General features: G+C 71.2%; 23 protein-coding genes. 20 read left to right on the top strand and 3 right to left on the bottom strand.

Annotation, left to right across the window (positions count from 1 at the left end):
• Window positions 1-88 precede the first annotated feature (88 nt).
• The 15 genes from ACN28A_RS07200 to ACN28A_RS07130 all read left to right on the top strand — a co-directional run bounded on the left by ACN28A_RS07200 (window position 89) and on the right by ACN28A_RS07130 (window position 15507).
• On the top strand, window positions 89-2440 hold the full coding sequence (locus ACN28A_RS07200; protein ID WP_421393522.1) for a transglycosylase domain-containing protein: 2352 nt from the start codon (window positions 89-91) through the stop codon (window positions 2438-2440).
• A gap of 186 nt (window positions 2441-2626) precedes the next feature.
• Window positions 2627-3937 (top strand): serine hydroxymethyltransferase, encoded by a 1311-nt coding sequence (glyA, locus tag ACN28A_RS07195; protein ID WP_421404209.1) that lies wholly within the window; start codon window positions 2627-2629, stop codon window positions 3935-3937.
• On the top strand, window positions 3930-4586 hold the full coding sequence (locus tag ACN28A_RS07190) for a hypothetical protein (protein ID WP_421393521.1): 657 nt from the start codon (window positions 3930-3932) through the stop codon (window positions 4584-4586). Before glyA ends, ACN28A_RS07190 begins: the two co-directional genes overlap by 8 nt.
• Window positions 4587-4791: 205 nt before the next feature.
• Entirely contained in the window at window positions 4792-5022 is a 231-nt protein-coding gene (locus ACN28A_RS07185) for an AtpZ/AtpI family protein (RefSeq protein WP_278063975.1), read from the top strand.
• A gap of 12 nt (window positions 5023-5034) precedes the next feature.
• Window positions 5035-5835, top strand: coding sequence for a F0F1 ATP synthase subunit A (gene atpB, locus ACN28A_RS07180; protein WP_421393519.1), 801 nt, complete (start codon window positions 5035-5037; stop codon window positions 5833-5835).
• A gap of 92 nt (window positions 5836-5927) precedes the next feature.
• Complete coding sequence (locus ACN28A_RS07175) at window positions 5928-6167, top strand: F0F1 ATP synthase subunit C (RefSeq protein WP_107260457.1); 240 nt, start codon at window positions 5928-5930, stop codon at window positions 6165-6167.
• 26 nt (window positions 6168-6193) lie between these two features.
• Window positions 6194-6757, top strand: coding sequence for a F0F1 ATP synthase subunit B (locus ACN28A_RS07170; protein WP_421393517.1), 564 nt, complete (start codon window positions 6194-6196; stop codon window positions 6755-6757).
• A complete protein-coding gene (locus ACN28A_RS07165; protein WP_421393516.1) occupies window positions 6757-7578 on the top strand; it encodes a F0F1 ATP synthase subunit delta in 822 nt (273 codons plus the stop codon). Before ACN28A_RS07170 ends, ACN28A_RS07165 begins: the two co-directional genes overlap by 1 nt.
• A gap of 83 nt (window positions 7579-7661) precedes the next feature.
• Complete coding sequence (atpA, locus tag ACN28A_RS07160) at window positions 7662-9326, top strand: F0F1 ATP synthase subunit alpha (RefSeq protein WP_421393514.1); 1665 nt, start codon at window positions 7662-7664, stop codon at window positions 9324-9326.
• A gap of 9 nt (window positions 9327-9335) precedes the next feature.
• Window positions 9336-10274: a F0F1 ATP synthase subunit gamma gene (locus ACN28A_RS07155; protein WP_421393513.1), complete on the top strand. Its 939-nt coding sequence runs from the start codon at window positions 9336-9338 to the stop codon at window positions 10272-10274.
• Window positions 10274-11710: a F0F1 ATP synthase subunit beta gene (gene atpD / locus ACN28A_RS07150; protein WP_278063969.1), complete on the top strand. Its 1437-nt coding sequence runs from the start codon at window positions 10274-10276 to the stop codon at window positions 11708-11710. Before ACN28A_RS07155 ends, atpD begins: the two co-directional genes overlap by 1 nt.
• Window positions 11711-11936: 226 nt before the next feature.
• The gene (locus ACN28A_RS07145; protein WP_421393511.1) at window positions 11937-13163 is read left to right on the top strand and encodes an LCP family protein; all 1227 of its coding nucleotides are present in this window, start codon (window positions 11937-11939) and stop codon (window positions 13161-13163) included.
• A gap of 405 nt (window positions 13164-13568) precedes the next feature.
• On the top strand, window positions 13569-14660 hold the full coding sequence (locus ACN28A_RS07140) for an LCP family protein (RefSeq protein ID WP_421404207.1): 1092 nt from the start codon (window positions 13569-13571) through the stop codon (window positions 14658-14660).
• Between the two features lie 112 nt (window positions 14661-14772).
• Window positions 14773-15054 (top strand): F0F1 ATP synthase subunit epsilon, encoded by a 282-nt coding sequence (locus tag ACN28A_RS07135; protein ID WP_278063968.1) that lies wholly within the window; start codon window positions 14773-14775, stop codon window positions 15052-15054.
• A 12-nt stretch (window positions 15055-15066) separates the two neighbouring features.
• Window positions 15067-15507 carry a DUF2550 domain-containing protein gene (locus ACN28A_RS07130; RefSeq protein ID WP_421393509.1) on the top strand — a complete coding sequence of 147 codons (441 nt, stop codon included), beginning with the start codon at window positions 15067-15069 and terminating at the stop codon, window positions 15505-15507.
• A gap of 32 nt (window positions 15508-15539) precedes the next feature.
• Here the strand turns inward: ACN28A_RS07130 and ACN28A_RS07125 are convergent, their stop codons facing one another.
• A complete protein-coding gene (locus ACN28A_RS07125; RefSeq protein WP_421393508.1) occupies window positions 15540-16229 on the bottom strand; it encodes a class I SAM-dependent methyltransferase in 690 nt (229 codons plus the stop codon).
• A gap of 130 nt (window positions 16230-16359) precedes the next feature.
• Here ACN28A_RS07125 and ACN28A_RS07120 point away from each other — a divergent pair, with 130 nt between their 5' ends.
• A complete protein-coding gene (locus tag ACN28A_RS07120; RefSeq protein ID WP_421393507.1) occupies window positions 16360-17631 on the top strand; it encodes a sensor histidine kinase in 1272 nt (423 codons plus the stop codon).
• On the top strand, window positions 17628-18329 hold the full coding sequence (locus ACN28A_RS07115; protein WP_278063964.1) for a response regulator: 702 nt from the start codon (window positions 17628-17630) through the stop codon (window positions 18327-18329). The genes ACN28A_RS07120 and ACN28A_RS07115 overlap by 4 nt, the downstream gene beginning before the upstream one ends.
• Window positions 18330-18485: 156 nt before the next feature.
• On the opposite strand, the gene ACN28A_RS07110 is transcribed toward ACN28A_RS07115, so the two are convergent.
• A complete protein-coding gene (locus ACN28A_RS07110) occupies window positions 18486-19058 on the bottom strand; it encodes a cob(I)yrinic acid a,c-diamide adenosyltransferase (RefSeq protein WP_421393505.1) in 573 nt (190 codons plus the stop codon).
• Between ACN28A_RS07110 and murA the strand changes: the two genes are divergently transcribed.
• On the top strand, window positions 19057-20505 hold the full coding sequence (gene murA / locus ACN28A_RS07105) for a UDP-N-acetylglucosamine 1-carboxyvinyltransferase (RefSeq protein WP_421393503.1): 1449 nt from the start codon (window positions 19057-19059) through the stop codon (window positions 20503-20505). The two genes, ACN28A_RS07110 and murA, sit on opposite strands and share 2 nt — an antisense overlap.
• Before the next feature lie 20 nt (window positions 20506-20525).
• Here murA and ACN28A_RS07100 read toward each other — a convergent pair whose 3' ends face one another.
• Window positions 20526-21020 (bottom strand): MarR family winged helix-turn-helix transcriptional regulator, encoded by a 495-nt coding sequence (locus ACN28A_RS07100; RefSeq protein ID WP_421393502.1) that lies wholly within the window; start codon window positions 21018-21020, stop codon window positions 20526-20528.
• A gap of 106 nt (window positions 21021-21126) precedes the next feature.
• Here ACN28A_RS07100 and ACN28A_RS07095 point away from each other — a divergent pair, with 106 nt between their 5' ends.
• Entirely contained in the window at window positions 21127-21687 is a 561-nt protein-coding gene (locus ACN28A_RS07095; protein WP_421393500.1) for an NADPH-dependent FMN reductase, read from the top strand.
• A 170-nt stretch (window positions 21688-21857) separates the two neighbouring features.
• Window positions 21858-22706, top strand: coding sequence for a 3-hydroxyacyl-CoA dehydrogenase family protein (locus tag ACN28A_RS07090; RefSeq protein ID WP_421393499.1), 849 nt, complete (start codon window positions 21858-21860; stop codon window positions 22704-22706).
• The last annotated feature ends 178 nt before the right edge of the window (window positions 22707-22884 follow it).

The following is a 22884-nucleotide window of genomic DNA, read 5'->3' as shown; positions in this document are numbered from 1 at the left end:
GGAATCACCCGTCAGGCTGGCTGGGTCCCCTGATCCGGTCTGGTATGTCCGGATCTCCCGATCGCTGTCCGCCCCCGGGAGGTACGCCATGCTCCGGTTGCGGTTGAGCCAGCTCTGGACCCTGACCCTGGCCGGGATCCTGGCCGGGACGATGCTGGCCGCCGCCGCGCTGCCCGCCGTCGTGCTCGGGGCGGTCGGGCTGCGGGCGGTCGGCGCCCGCTACGAGGACCTGCCGCAGGACCTGCGCACCCCGCCGACCGCCCAGCGCTCCTACCTGTTCGCCGCCGACGGCCGTACCCCGATCACCTCGTTCTACGACGAGAACCGGACGAACGTGGCGCTGGGCCAGGTCGCCGAGGTGATGCGGCAGGCGACGGTGGCCGCCGAGGACGCCCGCTTCTACTCGCACGGCGGCGTCGACGTCAAGGGCGTGCTCCGGGCGCTGGTGGCGAACCGGATCGGCGGCGAGGTACGGCAGGGCGCCTCGACGCTCACCATGCAGTACGTCCGCAACGTGCTGAAGAGCGACCCGGAGCTGACCGCCGAGCAGCGCGCCGGAGCGACCGCGACAAGTCCCGGCCGCAAGATCCAGGAGATGCGGTACGCGATCGCGCTGGAACGCCGGCTGAGCAAGGACGAGATCCTCGGCCGTTACCTGAACATCGCCTACTTCGGTGCCGGCGCGTACGGCGTGGCCGCCGCCAGCCAGCGGTACTTCTCCAAACCGGCCCGGCAGCTGACCCTGGCCGAGGCCGCCCTGCTCGCCGGGTTGCTCCGTTCGCCGGAGACGGACAGCCCGATCGGCGGCAACGCCGAGGCCGCCCTGGTCCGCCGGGGTTACGTACTGCGCCAGCTGGCCGAGACCGGGGCGATCACCGCCGAGACCGCCACCCGGACCCAGGCCGAGCCGATCCGGCTGCGGGCCGGCGCCGAACCGAACGACTGTGCCGGCATCCCGGACGGGCGCGCCGAGTGGGGCTTCTTCTGCGACTACTTCCGGCAGTGGTGGAACGCGAACCCGGCGTTCGGCCGCACGGTCGACCAGCGGCAGCAGGCGCTGCGCCGGGGCGGCTACCGGATCGTCGCCTCGCTCGACCCGGCCCTCCAGGCCACCGCGCTGCGACAGACCCTGACGGTGTACGGCTACGCCGACCGCCGGGCCGCGCCGATGGCGGTGGTGCAGCCCGGCACCGGCCGGGTACTCGCGATGGCGGTGAACCGGCACTACCGGCTCGACCCCAACCCGTCGGGTCAGCGCAACCATCCGAACACGGTCAACCAGCTGGTCGCCGGTGGCGGCGGCATCGACGGCTACCAGGCCGGCTCGACGTTCAAGATCTTCACCCTGCTCGCCGCGCTGGAGGCCGGGATGCCGCTCAGCTCGGCCTACCTGGCGCCGTCCCGGCTGGTCACCGGCTATCCGAACGACGGGCCGCACGCCTGCGCCGGCTACTGGTGTCCGGCCAACGCCAACCCGGACTGGATGGACGGCTACCGCACCATGTGGACCGCCTTCGGGCGCTCGGTGAACACCTACTTCGTGGCGCTGCAACAGCGCATCGGGGCCGACCGGGCGGTACGGATGGCGGAGCGGCTGGGGATCGTGTTCCGGGCCGACAGCGACGCCCGGCTGGCCACGTACGGCGCGAAGGGGTGGGGCGCGTTCACCCTGGGGGTGGCCGCCACCACCCCGCTGGACCTGGCGAACGCGTACGCGACGCTGGCCGCCGAGGGGACGTACTGCAAGCCGCTGCCGGTGCTGTCGATCGTCGACCCGACCGGCCGGTCGCTGGCCGCCGCCAGGCCGAGCTGCGGCAGGATGATCAGGGCGGAGGTGGCCCGGGCGGCGACCGACGCGGCCCGTTGTCCGGTCGGCGGCCAGTCGGCGTACCTCCAGTGCGACGGCGGCAGCGCGCCCGAGGTGACGAAGATGCTCGGCGACCGGCCGGTGGCCGGCAAGACCGGCAGCGCGGAGGGGTACACCTCGGAGTCCTTCGTCGGCATCACCCCGCAGGTCGCGGCGGCGGGCTTCGCCGTCAACCCGGACGACCCGAGCGACGCGGTCGGCCAGCCGGTGCAGCGGAAGGTGATCGCGGCGGTCGCCCGGACGATGGCCGCCGCCCTGGTCGGCAAGCCGCGCCGGAACTTCGCGCCACCCGGCCAGCAGATCGCCTTCGGGTACGGCGAGGGTGACCTCGCCCCGCCACCGGTCGGGCCGACCCCGGAACCGTTCGCCCCGGCACCGGCCCCGACTGTCCCGGCCGCGCCGCCGCCGGCACCGACACCCACCGCCACCGCCACCGTTCCCCGGCCGACGGCCCCGCCGCCGGTCCCGCCCCGGCCCACCGCCACCGTGCCGCGCCCGGTACGCACGACCCCGCCGGTCGGGGCGGCCGCCGCACCCCGACCGGCACCTCCGCCCCCGTCCGCCTACGACTGACCGCCCACCCGCCTCCGGCTGGCCGCTCACCCGCCTCCGGCTGACCGCTCATCCGCCTCCGGCTGACCGCCCACCCGCCTTGCCCGCGTCCCGCCGGCACGTCGGAGGTCGGCACCGCGGGTACCTGCATAGACTCGGACCCGGCCGGACAGGCGAGCGGGACGAGAAGATGCCGGGGTGAGCGGGTTGAGCGAGCGGGCAGGTCGGCCCGGTGCCGGGGAGCCGCCCTTCTGGGGGCCGGACTTCGACGAGCTGGCCGGGACCGACCCGGAGATCGCCGAGGTGCTGCTCGACGAACTCGACCGGGTACGCGGCGGACTCCAGCTGATCGCCAGCGAGAACCTGACCTCCCCGGCGGTACTGGCGGCGCTCGGTTCCACGCTCACCAACAAGTACGCCGAGGGTTATCCGGGCCGGCGCTACTACGGCGGCTGTGCGCAGGTGGACCGGGCCGAGCAGCTCGGCATCGAGCGGGCCAGGGCACTCTTCGGAGCCGAGCACGCAAACCTCCAGCCGCACTCCGGGGCGAGCGCCAACCTGGCCGCGTACGCCGCGCTGGTGCAGCCCGGCGACACGGTGCTGGCGATGGACCTGCCGCACGGCGGCCACCTGACCCACGGCAGCCGGGTGAACTTCTCCGGCAAGTGGTTCGCCCCGGTCGGCTACCAGGTACGCCGGGACACCGAGCTGATCGACTACGACGAGGTACGCGAACTCGCCCTGGCGCACCGGCCCAAGATGATCATCTGTGGCGCCACCGCGTACCCGCGGCTCATCGACTTCGCCCGGTTCCGGGAGATCGCCGACGAGGTCGACGCCTACCTGATGGTGGACGCGGCGCACTTCGTCGGGCTGGTCGCCGGCCGGGCCATCCCGTCCCCGGTGCCGTACGCCGACGTGGTCTGCGCCACCACGCACAAGGTGCTGCGCGGGCCACGGGGCGGGATGATCCTCTGCCGGGAGTCGCTTGCCGAGCGGATCGACAAGGCGGTCTTCCCGTTCACCCAGGGCGGGCCGTTGATGCACTCGGTGGCGGCCAAGGCGGTCGCGCTACGCGAGGCGGCGTCCCCGGACTTCCAGGCGTACGCTGCCCAGGTGGTCTCGAACGCGCAGGCGCTGGCCGCCGCTCTCGCGGCGGAGGGGATGCGCCCGGTCTCCGGCGGCACCGACACCCATCTCGCGCTGATCGACCTGCGCGAGGTCGGGGTCACCGGCCGGGACGCCGAGGCGCGCTGCGACGCCGCCGCGATCACCCTGAACAAGAACGCCATCCCGTACGACCCGCAGAAGCCGATGGTCGCCTCCGGCATCCGGGTCGGCACCCCGAGCGTCAGCACCCAGGGCATGGGTGTGGCGGAGATGCGCCGGATCGCTGAGTTGATCTCCCGGGCCGTCCGGACCGATCCGGCCGCACCGGGCGGCGCCGACGCTCTCGCCGCGATCGGCGCGGACGTCGCCGACCTGGCGGCCGACTTCCCGGCGTACCCCCGTGGCTGAGCGGGCGGAGCCGGTCGAGCTGGCGGACCGGACGACACAGCCCGGCGTACCCGACGGGTCGGCCGTTGCCGCCGGTCCCGGCGGTGCCGTCGGCGCGGGCGGTGCCGACGGCGCCAGTGGGCCTGACGGTGTCGCCGGCCCCGGTGGCGCCGGTGGGCCCGGCGGTGCCGGCGGATCCGGCGGTGCCGACGGGTCGGGGGCGCCGGCCGGCGGCGCGGGGGAGCGGCACTGGCGGCTGGCCCACCTGCCGGTGGTGCTCGGGGCCTCGGCCGGGCTGCTGGTGCTGGCCACCGCACTCGGCGCCCTGTTCGGCGGTGCGGTCGGCGCGCTGGGCGCGGCGGCCGGGGTCGGTCTGGTGACGGTGAGTTACCTCGCCTCCACGCTGGTGCTCGCCTGGGCCGACTCGGTGAACCCCACCCTGGTCCTGCCGTTCGGCGTGGCCATGTACATCGCCAAGTTCAGCGTGCTCGGGGTGGTGATGGCCCGGGTCGCCGCTGCCGACTGGGCCGGACTGCCGGCGTTCGGCTGGGGGATCGTCGCCGGGGTGGTGGCCTGGACCGGCGCGAACATCTGGTGGCTGGTCACCGTGCACGCGGTACGCACGCACCGGCTGCCGGCCGACCGGGTCGGGCGTCCGCCGCAGCCGTGATCCGGGTCACCCGGATCGGCCCGGACCTGCCCGGAGTCCCGTGAACGGGACGGCACAGGAAACTGTCAGTGATCGGTCATTTTCCTTGTTGCGGAACCGGAGTAGCGTGCCCACAGACGACGCGCCCGCCCAGACGCCCACACAACCACGTTGTGCGGGGGGTGAGGCACAGCCTCGTATCCCCGGCTGATATCGTTCGGCCGTCATGACCGGTGACCAAACCCCCCAACCCCCTAACGGTCCGGGCGCGCCCGAGGCCGGTGAGGGTTGGACCGCGCTGGCATACCTCATCGGAGGTCTGACGGTGTGGGGCTTCATCGGTTGGTTGGTCGACCAGTGGCTCGACACCGGTGGTCTGGCCACCGGGATCGGGTTCCTGCTCGGCGGGGCCGGGGGTGTCTACCTGGTCATCCGCCGACTCGGCACCCCTAGTTAGGGAAGGGACGCGGTGATCGGACAGTCGGTCGTCCTCGCGGAGGGCGAAGTTCCGTTTCCACCCAGCGTGGAGGACTTCTTCCTGCCGGCCATCTATCCGTGGGGAGCGCACAACACCTACTGGATCACGAAGTTCACCGCGCTGGTCTGGCTGGCCGTTGCGCTGACCATCATCTTCTTCCTGGTGACCTACCGGAAGCCGAAGCTGGTGCCCACGAAGGGCCAATGGATCGCGGAATCGATCTACGGTTTCGTCCGGAACAACATCGCGGTCGACATGATCGGTCACCGGGGTGTGGCCTTCGCGCCCTACCTGACGACGCTGTTCGTCTTCATCTTCGTCAACAACCTGTGGCAGATCATTCCGTTCGTTCAGATCTCGCCGATGTCGCACATCGCGTTTCCGGCGATCCTGGCGATCATCAGCTACGTGCTGTTCATCTGGGTGGGCATCCGGCACCACGGTTTCGGAAAGTTCTTCAAGCATTCACTCATGCCGCCGGCGCCGTGGTTCATGCAGCCGCTGCTGATCCCGATCGAACTCTTCTCGACGTTCATCGCCCGGCCGGTGTCGCTGGCGCTGCGGTTGTTCGCCAACCTGTTCGCCGGGCACATCATCCTGCTGGTCTTCACCCTCGGCGGCTTCGTCCTGCTGAACGCGGACTCGTTCTTCCTGAAGCCGATCTCGCTGCTCTCCTGGGCGGTGTCGATCGCGATCACCTTCCTGGAGGCGCTGGTGATCGTTCTGCAGGCCTACATCTTCACCGTGCTGACCGCCAGCTACGTGCAGGGCGCGCTCGCCGACGAACACTGATCCGCAACCGACGAACACCGACCCGCACAAAACCGCACAACCGTTGTCGTCCCGCGTGAGCCCTCACGCGTGATTTCAGGAGGAACCAACCAATGTTGTCGTCGACCCTCGCCGCCGTAGAAATCACCGGCAGCCTCAGCGCCATCGGTTACGGCCTCGCGGCCATCGGCCCCGGTATCGGTGTCGGCCTGGTCTTCAGCGCCTACATCCAGTCGACCGCCCGGCAGCCGGAGTCGTCCCGGATCACCCTGCCGTACGTCTGGATCGGCTTCGCCGTCATCGAGCTGCTGGCCCTGCTGGGCATCGCCTTCGGCTACGCCTTCGGCAACTAGCCGTCCCCTCGAAACGGGAGGTTCCGATGTACCTCATCTTCGCCGCGGAGGGCGGCACCGAGCACAACCCGATCATCCCGCTCTGGCAGGAGATCGTGGTCGGCTCGATCGCCTTCGCCATCCTCTGCTTCATGCTGATGAAGTACGTCTTCCCGCGCATGGAGCAGACCTTCCAGGCCCGGGTGGACGCGATCGAGGGCGGGATCAAGCGCGCCGAGGCCGCCCAGGCCGAGGCCAACCAGCTCCTCGAGCAGTACCGCGCGCAGCTCGCCGAGGCGCGGACCGACGCGGCGAAGATCCGCGACGACGCCCGGGCCGACGCCGAGGGCATCCGGCAGGACGTCCTGGCCAAGGCCAGGGAGGAGTCCGACCGGATCATCGCGGCCGGCAAGGAGCAGCTCGCCGCCGAGCGGGCCACCATCGTGCGTGAACTGCGCACCGAGGTGGGCACCATCGCGGTCGACCTGGCCAGCCGGATCGTCGGTGAGTCGCTCGCCGACGAGGCGCGCCGCAAGGGAACCGTGGAACGGTTCCTGGCCGACCTGGACAACGTCGGCTCGGCCAACGGCTCCGCCGTACGGACGAGCTGATGCAGGCCGCCAGCCGGGAGTCGTACGCCGCCGCACGGCAGCGGCTCGACGCGTACGCCGCACAGACGGACGCGGACCGCATCTCCGCCACCGGTGACGAGCTTGGCTCGGTCGCCGGCCTGCTGCGGCACGAGCCGCGGCTGCGCCGGGCGCTCTCCGACCCGGCCCGCTCCGGGGAGGACCGGGCCGCGCTGCTGGCGTCGCTGGTCGGCGACAAGGTCGGCGCGGACGCCAGGGAACTGCTCGACACGTTGGTCTCCGGCCGCTGGTCGGCACCGTCCGAGCTGCTGGAGGCCACCGAACGGCTCGGGGTGGAGGCGCTGCTGGCCAGCGCCGACCGGGCCGGTGAGCTGGGCGAGGTGGAGGACGAGCTGTTCCGCTTCGGCCAGGTGGTCGCCGGGAACTCGGAGCTGAGCAACACGCTCTCCGACCCCATCGCGCCGGTGGCGCAGCGGGCCGAGCTGACCGGCGCGCTGCTGTCCGGCAAGAGCCGGCCGGTGACGGTAAAGCTGGTCGAGGTCGCGCTCGCCGGGTTCGGCGGTCGCTCCTTCACCGGGGCACTCACCCGGCTGGTCGAGCTGGCCGCCGACCGGCGGAACCGTCAGGTGGCGTACGTCACCGTCGCGGCTCCGCTGGCCGACGAGGAGGAGGAACGGTTGGGACGCAAGCTCACCGAGCTATACGGTCGGGAGGTCAGCGTCAAGCAGACGGTCGACCCGACCGTGCTGGGCGGGCTGCGCGTGCTGATCGGTTCCGACCTCTACGACGGTACGGTCCTGCGCCGCCTCACCGACACCCGAAACGCGCTCGCGCGCGGCTGAGCAGTAGCGACGCCGCCGCGCAGCGCCGAGATAGACATCCACGCCGTTCCGGTTAACCGGGCCCTGAATAGAGGAAGAAGAGGATGGCCGAGCTGACCATCTCGTCGGAGGAGATCCGCGGCGCGCTGGAGCGCTACGTCTCCTCCTATTCGCCCGACGTCTCCCGTGAGGAGGTCGGCACCGTCGCCGACGCCGGTGACGGCATCGCCCACGTCGAGGGCCTGCCCTCGACCATGACCAACGAGCTGCTGGAGTTCGAGGACGGCACCCTCGGCCTGGCGCTGAACCTCGACGTCCGGGAGATCGGCGTCGTGGTGCTCGGCGACTACCGGGGCATCGAGGAGGGGCAGCGGGTCAAGCGGACCGGCCGGGTGCTCTCGGTGCCGGTCGGCGACGCGTTCCTCGGCCGGGTGGTGAACCCGCTCGGCCAGCCGATCGACGGCCTCGGCGACATCGACAACGAGGGCTACCGCGAGCTGGAGCTGCAGGCGCCGAACGTGATGGCCCGGCAGAGCGTCAGCGAGGCCCTGCAGACCGGCATCAAGGCCATCGACGCGATGACCGCGATCGGCCGGGGCCAGCGGCAGCTGATCATCGGCGACCGGCGGACCGGCAAGACCACCGTCGCGCTGGACACGATCCTCAACCAGCGGGACAACTGGCGCTCCGGCGACCCGGCCAAGCAGGTCCGCTGCATCTACGTGGCGATCGGCCAGAAGGGCTCGACGATCGCCTCGGTGAAGGGCCTGCTGGAGGAGCAGGGCGCGATGGAGTACACCACCATCGTCGCCTCGCCCGCCTCCGACCCGGCCGGCTTCAAGTACATCGCCCCGTACACCGGGTCGGCGATCGGCCAGCACTGGATGTACGCCGGCAAGCACGTCCTGATCGTCTTCGACGACCTGACCAAGCAGGCCGAGGCGTACCGCGCGGTCTCGCTGCTGCTGCGCCGCCCGCCGGGCCGCGAGGCGTACCCGGGTGACGTCTTCTACCTGCACTCCCGGCTGCTGGAGCGCTGCGCGAAGCTGTCGGACGAGATGGGCGGCGGCTCGATGACCGGTCTGCCGATCATCGAGACCAAGGGCAACGACATCTCCGCGTTCATCCCGACGAACGTGATCTCGATCACCGACGGCCAGATCTTCCTGGAGACCGACCTCTTCAACCAGGGTGTCCGGCCGGCGATCAACGTCGGTACCTCGGTCTCCCGGGTCGGCGGCGCCGCCCAGGTGAAGCCGATGAAGAAGGTGGCCGGCCGGCTCCGGCTGGACCTGGCGCAGTACCGCGAGCTGGAGGCGTTCGCCGCGCTCGCCTCGGACCTGGACAAGGCCTCCCAGGACCAGCTCAGCCGGGGTGCCCGGCTGGTCGAGCTGCTGAAGCAGACCAACTACTCGCCGTTCCCGGTGCAGGAGCAGGTGGTCTCGGTCTGGATCGGCACCGAGGGCAAGCTGGACGACGTCCCGATCGGCGAGGTCCGGCGCTTCGAGTCCGAGTTCCTGGAGTTCCTCCGCCACCAGTACAAGCCGACGATGCAGTCGATCGCGGACAACAACTGGGACGACGACATCACCAACGCGCTGAACGAGGCGGTCACCCGGTTCAAGCAGATGTTCCTCGGCAAGGAGGACGAGGTGCGGATCAACGAGGCACCCGCCCAGCCGATGGAGGGCGAGCAGGACCGCGAGACCGTCACCCGGTACCGCGACGGCGGCGAGCCGGCCGAGCCGGCTCAGGCCGAGAAGCAGTAGGGCTGACCGGTGGCTGCCCAGGTACGCGTTCTTCGTCAACGGATCCGCTCGGCGAAGTCGATGAAGAAGATCACCAAGGCGATGGAGCTCGTCGCGACGAGCCGACTCGCCAAGGCCCAGTCCCGGGTCGCGGCGTCGCTGCCGTACGCCCAGGCCATCACCGGCGTGCTCACCGCGCTGGCGTCCAACGCGGCCATCGACCACCCGCTGCTCACCGCCCGGCCGAAGGTCCGCCGGGCCGGGGTGGTCGTGGTCACCAGTGACCGCGGCCTGGCCGGCGGTTACACCTCCAACGCGATCAAGGCGGCGGAGTCGCTCATCGCCCGGCTCAAGGCCGACGGCAAGGAGCCGGTGCTCTACGTCATCGGCCGCAAGGGCGTCGGCTACTACCGGTTCCGGCAGCGGAAGGTGGAGGCGAGCTGGACGGGCTTCTCCGAGCAGCCGACCTTCGCCGACGCCAAGCAGGTGGGCGAGACGCTGATCAAAGCGTTCGTCTCCGGCGCCGACGACCTGGACGGTGGCGACCCGGGGATCGACGGCGTGCTCGGGGTGGACGAGCTGCACATCGTCTTCACCGAGTTCAAGTCGCTGATGTCGCAGACCCCGGTCACCCGGATCATCGGCCCGATGGAGGTCGAGGACCGGCCGCGGTCGGAGGCGGCGGGCCCGCTGCCGGCGTACGAGTTCGAGCCGGAGGCGGAGGCGCTGCTCGACGCGCTGCTGCCGAAGTACGTGAACACGCGGATCTACGCCGCGTTGCTGGAGTCGGCGGCCAGCGAGTCGGCGGCCCGTCGTCGGGCGATGAAGAGTGCGACGGACAACGCCGAAGAGATGATCGAGAATTACACCCGCGAGATGAACTCGGCCCGCCAGGCCGGGATCACCCAGGAGATCAGCGAGATCGTCGGCGGCGCCAACGCGCTGGCCGCGTCGGGAAGTGAAGTGTGATGACTGCTCCTACAGAGACCAAGACCGCGACGGGCCGCGTGGTCCGGGTCATCGGCCCGGTCGTCGACGCCGAGTTCCCGCGCGACGCGATGCCGGACATCTTCAACGCCATGCACGTCGACGTGACCCTCTCCGGTGGCGAGAAGACCCTGACCCTGGAGGTCGCCCAGCACCTCGGCGACAACATGGTCCGGGCGATCTCGATGCAGCCGACGGACGGCCTGGTCCGGGGCACCGAGGTCCGGGACACCGGTTCGCCGATCACGGTGCCGGTCGGTGACGCGGTGAAGGGCCGGGTCTTCAACACCATCGGCGAGGTGCTCAACCTCAAGGAGGGCGAGACCTTCGAGGCGGCCGACCGGTGGCAGATCCACCGCAAGGCTCCGGCCTTCGCCGACCTGGAGCCGAAGACCGAGATGCTGGAGACCGGCATCAAGGTCATCGACCTGCTCGCCCCGTACGTCAAGGGCGGCAAGATCGGCCTGTTCGGCGGTGCCGGTGTGGGCAAGACGGTGCTGATCCAGGAGATGATCACCCGGGTCGCCAACAACTTCGGTGGTACCTCGGTCTTCGCCGGGGTGGGTGAGCGGACCCGTGAGGGCAACGACCTCATCCACGAGATGACCGAGTCCGGCGTCATCGACAAGACCGCGCTGGTCTACGGCCAGATGGACGAGCCGCCGGGCACCCGGCTGCGGGTGGCGCTCTCCGCGCTGACCATGGCGGAGTACTTCCGGGACGTGAACAAGCAGGAAGTGCTGCTCTTCATCGACAACATCTTCCGGTTCACCCAGGCCGGTTCGGAGGTCTCCACCCTGCTCGGCCGGATGCCGAGCGCGGTGGGTTACCAGCCGACCCTGGCCGACGAGATGGGCGAGCTGCAGGAGCGGATCACCTCGGTCCGGGGCCAGGCGATCACCTCGATGCAGGCGATCTACGTGCCGGCGGACGACTACACCGACCCGGCGCCGGCCACCACGTTCGCGCACCTGGACGCCACCACCAACCTGGAGCGGTCGATCTCCGACAAGGGCATCTACCCGGCGGTGGACCCGCTGGCGTCCTCGTCCCGGATCCTCGCCCCGGAGTTCGTCGGCGCCGAGCACTTCGCGGTCGCCTCCGAGGTGAAGCGGATCCTGCAGCGCTACAAGGACCTGCAGGACATCATCGCCATCCTCGGCATCGAGGAGCTCTCGGAAGAGGACAAGCTCACCGTCGGCCGGGCCCGCCGGATCGAGCGGTTCCTCTCCCAGAACACGTACGCGGCCGAGGTCTTCACCGGCATCAAGGGCTCGTACGTGCCGGTCAAGGACACCGTCGAGGCGTTCAAGAAGATCAGCGAGGGTGAGTACGACCACTTCCCCGAGCAGGCATTCTTCATGTGCGGCGGGCTCGACGACCTGGAGCGCAACGCCCGGGAGCTGATGAAGGACTAGTTCCGCCCCAGCACGTACCCGCAGCCGCACCGGTAACCGCCGGTGCGGCTGCGGCGTCTCTGTCGCCTGTCCATTTGCGCGGTCTGGTGGATTTGAAAGTTATTCAGCCGGTTCCGGTGCTTTGGTAACCCCACTTCGGCGGGTACCGTCGTGGGCGGCCCGTGACCCCGGCGTCCTTCGGCGGATCCGTCCTGGTCACGGGGCCGGGCGACGAACGGAGACGTTGGTGGGTGAAGGCGGCGGGAACGCGGATCGGTCGGGCCTGCGCCGGCTGGTCCGGCAACGGGTCGGCGGCACGGACCCGGCGGGACTCCACGAGGGTCCGCAGCGCGCAAGGCGCCGCCGGCGGCACCGGTCGGCGTCCCGGGTACCCCGCTGGGCCCGGCTCTGCACCATGCTCGGCGCGATCCTGGTCCTGGTCAGCGGCGCCGGGCTGGTCGGCTTCCAGGCCGTGCTCGCCCGCTACGAGGGGGCGGTGCGCGAGGCCGACCTCTTCGGCGACGAGGCGGCCGGCGTCGTGCCGGAGAAGAAGTCGGACATCTCCGGTCCGCTGGACATCCTGCTGGTCGGGATCGACCCACGGACCCCGGAGTGGTCGCCACTCGCCGACTCGATCATGGTGCTGCACGTCAACGAGACGCTGGACTCGGCGTACCTGTTCTCGCTGCCCCGGGACCTGCTGGTGGAGATACCGGCCTTCCCCAAGGCGAACTACGACGGTGGCACCGAGAAGCTGAACGCCGCGATGGCGCACGGCAGCCGGGTGCCGGGCGAGAAGCTGCCGAGCGCGGCACAGGGCTTCGAACTGCTCTCCAGGACCGTCTCCGAGGTCACCGGGATCGAGCGGTTCGACGCCGGGGCGATCGTCAACTTCAACGGCTTCCAGAAGATCGTCGACGCGATGGGTGGCGTCGACATGTACATCGACACGAACGTCAGGTCCGAGCACCGGCGGCCGGACGGCACGATGCGGACGCTGAAGCCGGGCGGTGGCGGCTACCTCGGGCCGCAGGCGGAGTACACCAAGGGCAACGCGCACCTCAAGGGCTGGCAGGCGCTGGACTACGTCCGGCAGCGGTACGGCCTGCCGAACGGCGACTACGACCGGCAGCGGCACCAGCAGCAGTTCGTCCGGGCGATGGCCGACCAGGCGCTGAGCAAGGACGTGGTGACCAACCCGGTCAAGTTGGATGCGGTGCTCCGGGCGGCCGGCGAGTCGTTGGTCTTCAGCGGTCGCGGGCGTGAACTTGTCGACTTCGCCTTCGCGCTGCGCGGGCTCCGGTCGGACTCGATTCAGATGATCAAGCTGCCGGGCGGCGGGGTCACCGAGGGCGGCTCCTACCGGGGCGAGCGGTTCCAGCCGGTCGCCGAGGAGTTCTTCGCCGCGCTGGGAGCTGGCACCCTCGACAGTTTCGTCATCAACAACCCGGAGCTGCTGAACAAGGCCAGGTAGCCGGCGGCCGTACGAGGCCAGGTAGCCGGCGGCCGTACAAGGCCGGGTAGCCGGGGTCTGGACGGGGCCGGCGTCCCGGCGTCGGGCCGGGCGTGCGGGTCCGCGCCGGCTCCGGCCGGCGGTCGGGTACCGGGATCAGGGGTTCCGAAATCCGTAACCTTGCTCTGCAACAATTCGGCCCCGGCCGCCCGTCTCTATTGACGGGCGCGAGATTCGCGGTGCGCGACGGATGGAGACGCAGTGAGCGAGGGTGGCAAGGGCGCTGGCCGGTCCACCAGGCGGCCGGGGCGGCCGGAGCGCGGTCGCGGCGGCGGCGCCGGGCTGGTCGACGACGACCCGGTGGGCGACCTCTCCGGCGGCGGGCGGCCGATCAGGGAGGGGCGGCGCAGGAAGTCCGCCATCCCGATGTGGGCCCGGCTCTGCACGATCTTCGGCGCGGTGCTGGTGGTGCTCAGCGGCGGCGTACTCGTCGGCCTGGAGGCGGTGCTGGCCCGGTTCGACAGCGCGGTCACCGAGCAGGACCTCTTCGGCGACCAGTCGGCCGGGGCGTCGGCTCCGGAGAAGAAGTCGGACATCAAGGGCCCGTTGAACATCCTGCTGGTCGGCATCGACCCGCGGAAGCCGGAGACGCCCCCGCTGGCCGACTCGATCATGGTGCTGCACGTCAACGAGACGCTGGATTCGGCGTACCTCTTCTCGCTGCCCCGGGACCTGCTCGTCGACATCCCCCGCTTCGAGAAGGCGGACTTCCCGGGTGACCGGACGAAGCTGAACGCCGCGATGTCGTACGGCAGCAAGGTGCCCGGCGAGAAGCTGCCGAACGCGGCGCAGGGCTTCGAGCTGCTCTCCCTGACGGTCTCCAGGGTGACCGGGATCAAGCGGTTCGACGCCGGGGCGATCATCAACTTCGGTGGCTTCCTGAAGATCGTCGACGCGATGGGCGGCGTCACGATGTACATCGACCAGAACGTCAAGTCGGAGCACCGCCGCCCGGACGGCACGCACCGGACGGAGAAGCCCGGTGGCGGCGGCTACCTGGGGCCGCAGGCGCAGTACAAGAAGGGCACCCGGCACCTGGAGGGCTGGCAGGCGCTGGACTACGTCCGGCAGCGGTACCCGTCCAACGGGGTGACCGACGGTGACTACGGCCGCCAGCGGCACCAGCAGCAGTTCGTCCGGGCGATGGCCGACCAGGCGCTGAGCAAGGACGTGGTGACCAACCCGGTCAAGCTGGACAAGGTGATCCGGGCGGCCGGCAAGTCGCTGATCTTCAGTGGTCGGGGACACAAACTGATCGACTTCGGCTTCGCGCTGCGCAACCTGCGGTCCGACTCGATCCAGATGATCAAGCTTCCCGGCGGCGGCGTCGGAACCGGCCGGAACTACAAGGGCGAGAAGTTCGAGCCGGTCGCCGACGAGTTCTTCGCAGCGATCAAGGCCGGCACCGTCGACAGCTTCGTGATCAACAATCCGGAGTTGTTGAACAAGGCCAAGTGACCGGGGTCGACCCGCCGATCCGGGTGGGAAACCGCCCGGGTACCCGGCTGGGAGCGGCGGCGGGAGCCGGACTAGACTTTCCACGATCCCGCCGCCGCAGCAAGGAGACAGCGTGGCACAGCTTCAGGTCGAACTCGTCGCCGTCGAGGAAAAGATCTGGACGGGCGAGGCCGAGATGGTCGTCGCCCGGACGACCGAGGGTGAGCTCGGAGTGCTGCCGGGACACGCGCCGCTGCTGGGCCAGCTCGCCGAGCCCGGCCAGGTACGCATCAAGCTGGCCGGTGGCGAGCAGCTGACCTACGAGGTGAACGGCGGCTTCCTCTCGGTGACCGGCGCCGGTGTCACGGTGCTGGCCGAGAGCGCCAGCCCGGTGACCGAGTCCACGAGCCGCTGACCCGGCACGTCGATGCTGGTCTTGCGTTGGATCGGAATCGGCGTCCTGGTGCTGCTGCTCGCGGTGGCGGCACTCTTCGTCCGGCGGTTCCTGGTGACCCGCTCCGGCGGGATCATCCGGCTCAGCGTCCGGGTCTCGACAATCCTCGACGGGCGCGGCTGGTCGCCGGGCTTCGCGCGGTTCGCCGAGACCGAACTCCGCTGGTACCGGATGTTCAGCTTCGCGCTCCGGCCGAAGCGGGTGCTCTCCCGGCGCGGTCTCGCGGTCGAGCAGCGGCGGCTGCCGGAGGGTCAGGAGCGACTCATCATGCCCGCCGACTGGGTGATCCTGCGATGTGTCAGCCACCAGGCGCCCGTGGAGATCGCGATGGCGAAGTCCACGGTCACCGGCTTCCTCTCCTGGCTCGAATCCGCCCCTCCGGGGGCGGTTTCGCATTTGGTCCTACACGACTGAATGCCCTGCTCGGCCAGGCAGCCGGGTGGAGGTCAGGGCCGGGTCGGCTCCGGGCCGCGCGGGGCGGAGCGGTTCGCCGGGCGGAGCGGTCCGGGGTGCCGGCCGGGTCCGCCGCGCTCCGCGCCGGACGGGTGCCGGATCGGCCGCCGGCAGTGGTAGACCACCGCGGGCGGCAGGTTTGCCCAGACCGTACCGCCGACCACCACCTCCTCGAAGAGTTCCCGCAGGTTGCGGTGCAGCCGGCGGGCCGGCGGCGACCAGCGGGCGTGCTGGTAGGCGAAGGTGGTGAAGACCCCGTCGTCGGCCAGCGCCGCGACGACGGAGCCGAGGATCTCCCGCTGCCGCTGCGCGCCGAAGACCGTCCAGGGCAGACCACTGACGATCACCCCGGCCGGCGGAAGGTCCCGTTCGGCGAGCAGCCCGGCCAGCGCCCCGGCGTCGGCCCGGAGCACGTCCACTCCCGGGTGCTCCCGGGCCAACCGGTCCGCGAAAGCCGGGTTGATCTCCACCGCGAGGTGCCGGCCCTGCCCGGCCAGTCGGCGCTGGATCACCCGGGTGAACGCCCCGGTCCCCGGGCCCAGTTCGACCACGAGTGGTTGCCCGCTCCGGGGGATCGTCGCGGTGATCCGCTCGGCCAGCGGCATCCCGCTGGGTGCGATGGCGCCGATCGCCAGTGGGGCGCGGGCCCACTGGGCCAGGAACGAGATCATCTCGGTGGGCACGGTCCGAAGCTAGGCGACCTAGTGGATCTCCGATGTCGTCCGGCCGGCCGCTGTACCGGCCAGTCGGAGGATGCGCCCCGTCCGGTGGCAGGAGTCGCAGCCGGAGTTCCGGCTCCGTATCGTTGCCGGCGTGCGGGTACGGCGGAGATGGTGGCCCGATCTACTGATGGGCCTGTTCGGCGGTGCCTTCGGGCTGGCCAAGCTGGGCTGGCCGGTGGTGCCGAGCGAGCCGCTGCCACTGCTGGTGACGGTGGCGGCCGGGCTGATCCTGGTGGCTGTCCGCCGTTGGCCCTGGCCGGTGCTGCTGGCCGAGTGCCTGCTGCTCAGCCTCGCCAACTGGACCGCCCCGCTCGGCGGCGACGTCGCCCAGTTCGGTGCCCTCACCGCGCTCGGCATCATCGCGTACGCGGCGAACTGGCCGGCCACCGCCGTGGCACTGGGGCTGTCGTACGCGGCGTCGCTGGCGCACCTGATCGGCCCGGACAGCACCGGGCTGCTTCCCGGGCAGCAGGGGTTCGTCCAGCTCGCCGGCTTCTTCGGCATCTCGGTCGCCCCGGTCGCGCTGGCCCGCTACCTCGGTCGGATGCGCCGGGCGACCCGGTCCGCCGAGGATCGCGCCCGGGAGGTCGAGGAGCGGCAGGAGGTGCAGACCCGGGCCGCCCGGCTGGCCGAGCGGGCGGCGATCGCCCGGGACCTGCACGACATCGTCGCGCACCACGTCGGCGCGATCGCCCTGCAGGCCGGTGCGGCGCAGTACGCGGCCCGGCGTACCGGCCGGGTGGACGACGCGGTGCAGGCGCTGGGCGAGTTGCGGGTCACCGCCGGGCAGGTGCTCGACGAGCTGCGGGCACTGCTGGAGGTGCTGCGCGACCCGGACGCGGTCGTGTCGGGCGGCCCGACGATCGAACCCGAGCAATTGATCATGGATGCGGAACAGCGGGTCCGGGCGGCCGGGGTGGCGGTCCGGATGCACCTGGCCGGTGACGTCGGCGAGGCGCCGCTGGTGGTGCGTACCACCGCCGCCCGGGTGGTGCAGGAGGGGCTGACCAACACCCTCAAGCACGCCGGACCTGGCGCGAGCGCCTCGGTGGACATCCGCCCGGACGGCTCCGGCCTGCTTGTCGAGGTGCTCGACACCGGCCCCGAACAGCCCCGACCGGCCCTGCTGCCGCCCTCCGGGCACGGGCTGGCCGGGATGCGGGAACGGGTCCGGCTGCTCGGCGGCACCCTGCTGGCCGGTCCCACCGGCAGCGGCGGCTGGCGGCTCGCCGCGCACCTGCCGATCCGGGAGAAGGCGACGGCGGTCCGGGAGAAGGCGGTGGCGGTCCGGGAGAAGCCCACGACCTGCGCGAGGCCCCTGCTTTGGACGGCCGAGGCCGACCCGGCCGGGCGGACCCGGTGACCGTACGCGTCCTCGTCGTCGACGACCAGGCCCTGGTCCGGGCCGGCGTGACCCTGCTGTTGCGGACGGCCGGCGGATTCGACATCGTCGGCGAGGCCGGTGACGGTCGGGAGGCGGTCCGGCTGGCCGAGCGGCTCCGCCCGGACGTGGTGCTGATGGACCTGCGGATGCCCCGGATGGACGGGATCGAGGCGACCCGGCGGATCCTCGACCGGCATCCGGGGACCCGGGTACTGGTGTTGACCACCTTCGCCGACGACGCCAACATCTACGGGGCGCTCGGCGCCGGTGCGATCGGCTACCTGGTCAAGGACGGCGCCCCGGAAGACCTGGTGGACGCGGTCGGCCGGGCGGCCCGGGGCGAGCCGCTGCTGGCGCCGTCCGTGCTGGCCCGGATCGTGCACCGGGCGTTGCAGGCGCACACCGAGGACGCCGAACGGGACGCGGACAGCGTACGGCCGGCGGGGCGGCGGCTGCTCAGCGTCCGCGAGCGCGAGGTGCTGGCCCTCGTCGGTGCCGGGCTCTCCAACGCCGAGATCGCCGCCCGGATGCACCTGGGGGTCACCACCGTCAAGACGCACGTCTCGGCGGCGATGGAGAAGCTCGGGCTGCGCAACCGGGTGCAGGCCGCGGTGGTCGCGCACCGGCTCGGTCTGGTCGACGACGACTTCCAGCCGATCCCGTCCGGGCCCTGGTGAGCCGATGGGGCGTCAGGTGCCGGGAACGGGCACAGCTCGCCGAGCAGCCAGCCCCAGCTGGTGCCGGCCCGGGTCAGGTCGGGCACCCAGATCTCGACGTGGTGCAGGCCGCCGGGCGGGGCGGAAGGGTCGGCGCCGTCGGGCGGGGTCGAAGAGTCAGCGCTGGCCACCGGGGACCCATAGCACGTCACCGGCCGGATTCGCGGTTCTTGCCAGGATGAACAGCAGATCCGAGAGACGGTTGAGATACTTTGCCGGGGAAGTGCTGGTTCGATCTGGTTCGGCGCTGACCAGGGCCCACGCCGAGCGTTCCGCCCGGCGGGCGATCGTGCGTGCCACGTGCAGCAACGCCGCCCCCGGGGTGCCGCCGGGCAGGACGAAGGAGTCGAGTTTGGCCAGTCGGGCGTTGTACCTGTCGCACCAGCCCTCCAGGCGTGCCACGTACTCCTCGGTCACCCGCAGCGGCGGGTACGCCGGCTCCGGCTCGACCGGGTTGCCGAGGTCGGCGCCGACGTCGAAGAGGTCGTTCTGGATGGTGCCGAGCACCTCCCGGACGTCCTCGTCGAGCTGCCCGAGGGCCAACGCCACCCCGATCGCCGCGTTGCACTCGTCGACGTCGGCGTACGCGCCGATCCGGGGGTCGGTCTTGGCGACCTCTTCGTTGTTGACCAGCCTGGTCGTGCCGGCGTCGCCGGTCCTGGTGTAGATGCGGGTGAGGTGGACGGCCATGCCGAACAGCGTACGGGCGTCGACCGCGGCGAGCCCGGCCCGGTCCGGGACGGCCGCGGGGCGGGGCTGGCCCGACGGCAGCGGGCCGGGCGGCGCGGACGACTCTACGATTTGCGACGTGGACGTGATCAGAGTCGGTGGCGGGGCCCGGCTGGCCGGGCAGGTGCACGTGGTGGGTGCCAAGAACTCCGCACTGAAGTTGATGGCCGCCGCGCTGCTCGCACCGGGGCAGAGTGTGATCACGAACGTACCCCGGATCACCGACATCGCGATCATGGCCGAGGTGCTGCGCCGGCTCGGCTGCGAGGTCTCGTTCGGTGACGACGAGGGTGCCGGCCCGGTTGGCGACGACGGCGGCCCGCCCCGGTCCTGTTCGGTGACCATCGACGTGCCGCCCGACCCGGGCACCGAGGCGGACTACGACCTGGTACGCCGGCTCCGCGCCTCGATCTGCGTGCTCGGCCCGCTGCTGGCCCGGCGCGGGTACGTCCGGGTGGCCCATCCCGGCGGCGACGCGATCGGCTCGCGCGGCCTGGACATGCACGTGGCCGGGTTGGCCCGGATGGGTGCGGAGATCTCCGGCGAGCACGGCTTCGTCATCGCCTCGGCGCCCCGGGGGTTGCGCGGCGCGACGATCTGGCTCGACTTCCCCAGTGTCGGCGCCACCGAGAACCTGGTGATGGCGGCGGTACTGGCCCGGGGAGTCACCGAGATCGACAACGCCGCCCGGGAACCGGAGATCGTCGACATCTGCACCATGCTGACCCGGATGGGTGCCAGGATCGACGGCGCCGGCACCTCGATGCTGCGCATCGAGGGGGTTCCGGAGCTGGGTCCGGTCCGGCACGCCACGGTCGGCGACCGGATCGTCGCCGGCACCTGGGCGTTCGCGGCGGCGATGACCCGGGGCGACGTCACGGTGACCGGCGCCAGCCCGGCCTTCCTGGAGATCGCGCTGGACAAGCTGGTCTCGGCCGGCTGCCTGGTGGAGACCCGACCGGACGCCTTCCGGGTACGCCTGGACCGGCGCCCGTCGGCGGTGGACGTGGTGACGCTGCCGTTCCCCGGCTTCGCCACCGACCTGCTGCCGATGGCGATCGGGCTGGCCTCGGTGAGCGAGGGGGCGTCGCTGGTCACCGAGAACATCTTCGACGGCCGGTTCATGTTCGTGAACGAGATGGCCCGGCTGGGTGCGGACATCAAGACCGACGGGCACCACGCGGTGGTCCGGGGTCGGGAGCGGCTCTCCAGCGCCCCGGTGCGGGCCACCGACATCCGGGCCGGCGCGGGCCTGGTGATCGCCGGGCTCTGCGCGGACGGGGTCACCGAGGTGTCACACGTGCACCACGTCGACCGGGGCTATCCGGACTTCATCGCCGACCTGCGGTCCCTGGGCGTCGAGGTGGAGCGGGCGACCGCTCCCGAAGAGCCGGCGTTCACGTTGTGACCGGGCGGCGGCCGGCACGGTCAGGAGCCGGACCCGGGGCCCGGGTCGGAATGCTCCGCGCAGGTGCCGGTCGTCGCGAACCTGCGCAGCGCGTCGGCGAGCCGGGCCAGGTCGAGGCCGTCGAGGTGGTCGACGATGTGCCGCCGGACGCTGGCCAGGTGGGTGGGGTAGGCCGCCTCCAGCCGGCTCAGCCCGGCGTCGGTGAGCACGGCGTTCCAGCCCCGGGCGTCCTCGGGGCAGCGGACCCGTTCGACGAAGCGCTGCTGTTCCAGCCGGGTGACGATCCGGGTCATCCCGCTCAACGAGAGGTCGCAGGCGCCGGCCAGCTCGTTCATCCGCATCCGGCGCCCGGGTGCCTCGGAGAGGTGCATCAGCGCGGCGTACTCGTTGATGGAGAGGCGCTGCTCGCGGGTGAGGTCGGCGTCGAGCGCCCGGGGCACGACGATGATCGCCCGGCCCAGCGCCCGGACGACGGCCTCCTCGCTGCTGTTCAGCGGGGGTGGCGGGGCTGTCATGGAGGACACAGTAACACGACAATTGCTTGACAAAGCAACTACCCGTGGATTTGCTTGACGCGGCAAGCACAGGAGTGCTGCGCAATTCGGAGGGAAAGAACCAGCAATGACTAGAATCGGCATCATCCTGGGCAGCACCCGACCCGGCCGCAACGGCGAGGCCGTCGCCCGCTGGGTGTACGACAACGCCAGCCGGCGCAACGACGCCGAGTACGAGCTGGTCGACCTGCTCGACTTCAAGCTCCCGCACCTGGACGAGGCGGTCCCGGCGAGCATGGGCCAGTACGCCAACCCGCACACGCTGGAGTGGGCCGCCAAGATCGCCTCTTTCGACGGCTTCGTGATCGTGACCCCGGAGTACAACCACTCCACCTCGGGGGCGCTGAAGAACGCCATCGACTTCCTCTTCGCCGAGTGGAACAACAAGGCGGTCGGGTTCGTCAGCTACGGCTCGGTCGGCGGTGCGCGGGCGGTGGAACACCTGCGCCTGGTCGCCGGCGAGCTGATGATGGCCGACGTACGGGCCCAGGTGACGCTGCCGCTGAGCACCGACTTCGAGAACTACAGCGTCTTCAAGCCCGGCCCGCACCAGGTGGACGCCCTCGGCGTCGTACTGGACCAGACCGTGGCCTGGAGCAAGGCGCTCGCCCCACTGCGGGCCAGCTGACCCGTTCCGAGCCGACCCGTTTCGAGCCGACCCGTGACGGCCCCGCGACGCCCGCCGTCGCGGGGCCGTCGGGCGGTGCGCGCACGGAAGGTGTTACCGGCGGGTAGCAGTGGTCGGGTGGACCGTTAAGGTGCTCTGCGAGGACACAATCCAGCCGAAGGAGTGAGCAGATGGCGGGTCGACTCGCGGTCATCGGGGCCGGTCTGATGGGTTCGGGCATCGCCCAGGTCGCGGCGCGGGCGGGCTGGCAGGTGACCCTGCGCGACCTGGACGAGGCGGCCACCCGCCGGGGCCTCTCCGGCATCCGCACCTCGCTCGAGAAGTTCGCGGCCAAGGGCACCATCGGGGCCGACGAGGTCGAGGCGACCCTCGGCCGGATCACCCCGACCACCGAGCTGGAGGCGGCGGCCGACGCCGACATCGTGGTGGAGGCGGTCTTCGAGCGGCTGGAGATCAAGCAGGAGGTGTTCCGGGCGCTGGACAGGATCTGCGGCCCCCGCGCGGTGCTCGCCACCAACACCTCGGCCATCCCGGTCACCCAGATCGCGGCGGCGACCGGCCGGCCGGAGTCGGTGGTCGGCACCCACTTCTTCTCGCCGGTGCCGATGATGAAGCTCTGCGAGCTGGTCCGGGGCTACAAGACCAGCGACGAGACGCTGGCCACCGCCCGCGGCTTCGCCGAGGAGATCGGCAAGACCTGCGTGGTGGTCAACCGGGACATCGCCGGCTTCGTCACCACCCGACTGATCACCGCCCTGGTGATGGAGGCGGTCAAGCTCGTCGAGTCCGGGGTGATCTCGCCGGAGGACCTGGACACCGCCTGCAGGCTCGGCTTCGGGCACGCCATGGGGCCGCTGGCCACCATCGACCTGACCGGCGCGGACGTGCTGCTGCACGCGACGAAGAACATCTACGCCGACACCGCCGACGAGAAGTTCTTCCCGCCGGAGTTGTTGCAGCGGATGGTCGCCGCCGGTGACCTGGGGCGCAAGACGGGGCAGGGCTTCTACTCGTACTGACCCGGCCACGGGCGGCAACGGGACCGGGGTGGCGGCGAGACGGGGCGGTGGGACCGGGCGGCGGTCGGATTGGGCAAGGTCCGGTTTTGCCGCTGTCGAGCTGCCCCGTCTGTGCGCCCACCTGGCTGGGCGGGGCAATGTCCGGGAATGTCCCGCCCCGTCTGTGCGCCCAGCTCGA

The organism is Plantactinospora sp. WMMB782, from assembly GCF_049179135.1.
Lineage (GTDB): Bacteria > Actinomycetota > Actinomycetes > Mycobacteriales > Micromonosporaceae > Plantactinospora.
Note: the sequence above shows the minus strand (reverse complement) of the source record. Positions and strands in the feature narration are given on the sequence as shown.

Excerpts from the sequence above, each read along its gene's own strand:
- ACN28A_RS07200 (WP_421393522.1), top strand. The coding sequence starts at position 89 with ATGCTCCGGTTGCGGTTGAGCCAGCTCTGGACCCTGACCCTGGCCGGG.
- ACN28A_RS07185 (WP_278063975.1), top strand. The coding sequence starts at position 4,792 with ATGACCGGTGACCAAACCCCCCAACCCCCTAACGGTCCGGGCGCGCCC.
- ACN28A_RS07175 (WP_107260457.1), top strand. The coding sequence starts at position 5,928 with ATGTTGTCGTCGACCCTCGCCGCCGTAGAAATCACCGGCAGCCTCAGC.
- ACN28A_RS07170 (WP_421393517.1), top strand. The coding sequence starts at position 6,194 with ATGTACCTCATCTTCGCCGCGGAGGGCGGCACCGAGCACAACCCGATC.
- ACN28A_RS07165 (WP_421393516.1), top strand. The coding sequence starts at position 6,757 with ATGCAGGCCGCCAGCCGGGAGTCGTACGCCGCCGCACGGCAGCGGCTC.
- atpA (WP_421393514.1), top strand. The coding sequence starts at position 7,662 with ATGGCCGAGCTGACCATCTCGTCGGAGGAGATCCGCGGCGCGCTGGAG.
- atpD (WP_278063969.1), top strand. The coding sequence starts at position 10,274 with ATGACTGCTCCTACAGAGACCAAGACCGCGACGGGCCGCGTGGTCCGG.
- ACN28A_RS07140 (WP_421404207.1), top strand. The coding sequence starts at position 13,569 with ATGTGGGCCCGGCTCTGCACGATCTTCGGCGCGGTGCTGGTGGTGCTC.
- ACN28A_RS07130 (WP_421393509.1), top strand. The coding sequence starts at position 15,067 with ATGCTGGTCTTGCGTTGGATCGGAATCGGCGTCCTGGTGCTGCTGCTC.
- murA (WP_421393503.1), top strand. The coding sequence starts at position 19,057 with ATGCCGAACAGCGTACGGGCGTCGACCGCGGCGAGCCCGGCCCGGTCC.
- ACN28A_RS07110 (WP_421393505.1), bottom strand. The coding sequence starts at position 19,058 with ATGGCCGTCCACCTCACCCGCATCTACACCAGGACCGGCGACGCCGGC.
- ACN28A_RS07100 (WP_421393502.1), bottom strand. The coding sequence starts at position 21,020 with ATGACAGCCCCGCCACCCCCGCTGAACAGCAGCGAGGAGGCCGTCGTC.
- ACN28A_RS07095 (WP_421393500.1), top strand. The coding sequence starts at position 21,127 with ATGACTAGAATCGGCATCATCCTGGGCAGCACCCGACCCGGCCGCAAC.
- ACN28A_RS07090 (WP_421393499.1), top strand. The coding sequence starts at position 21,858 with ATGGCGGGTCGACTCGCGGTCATCGGGGCCGGTCTGATGGGTTCGGGC.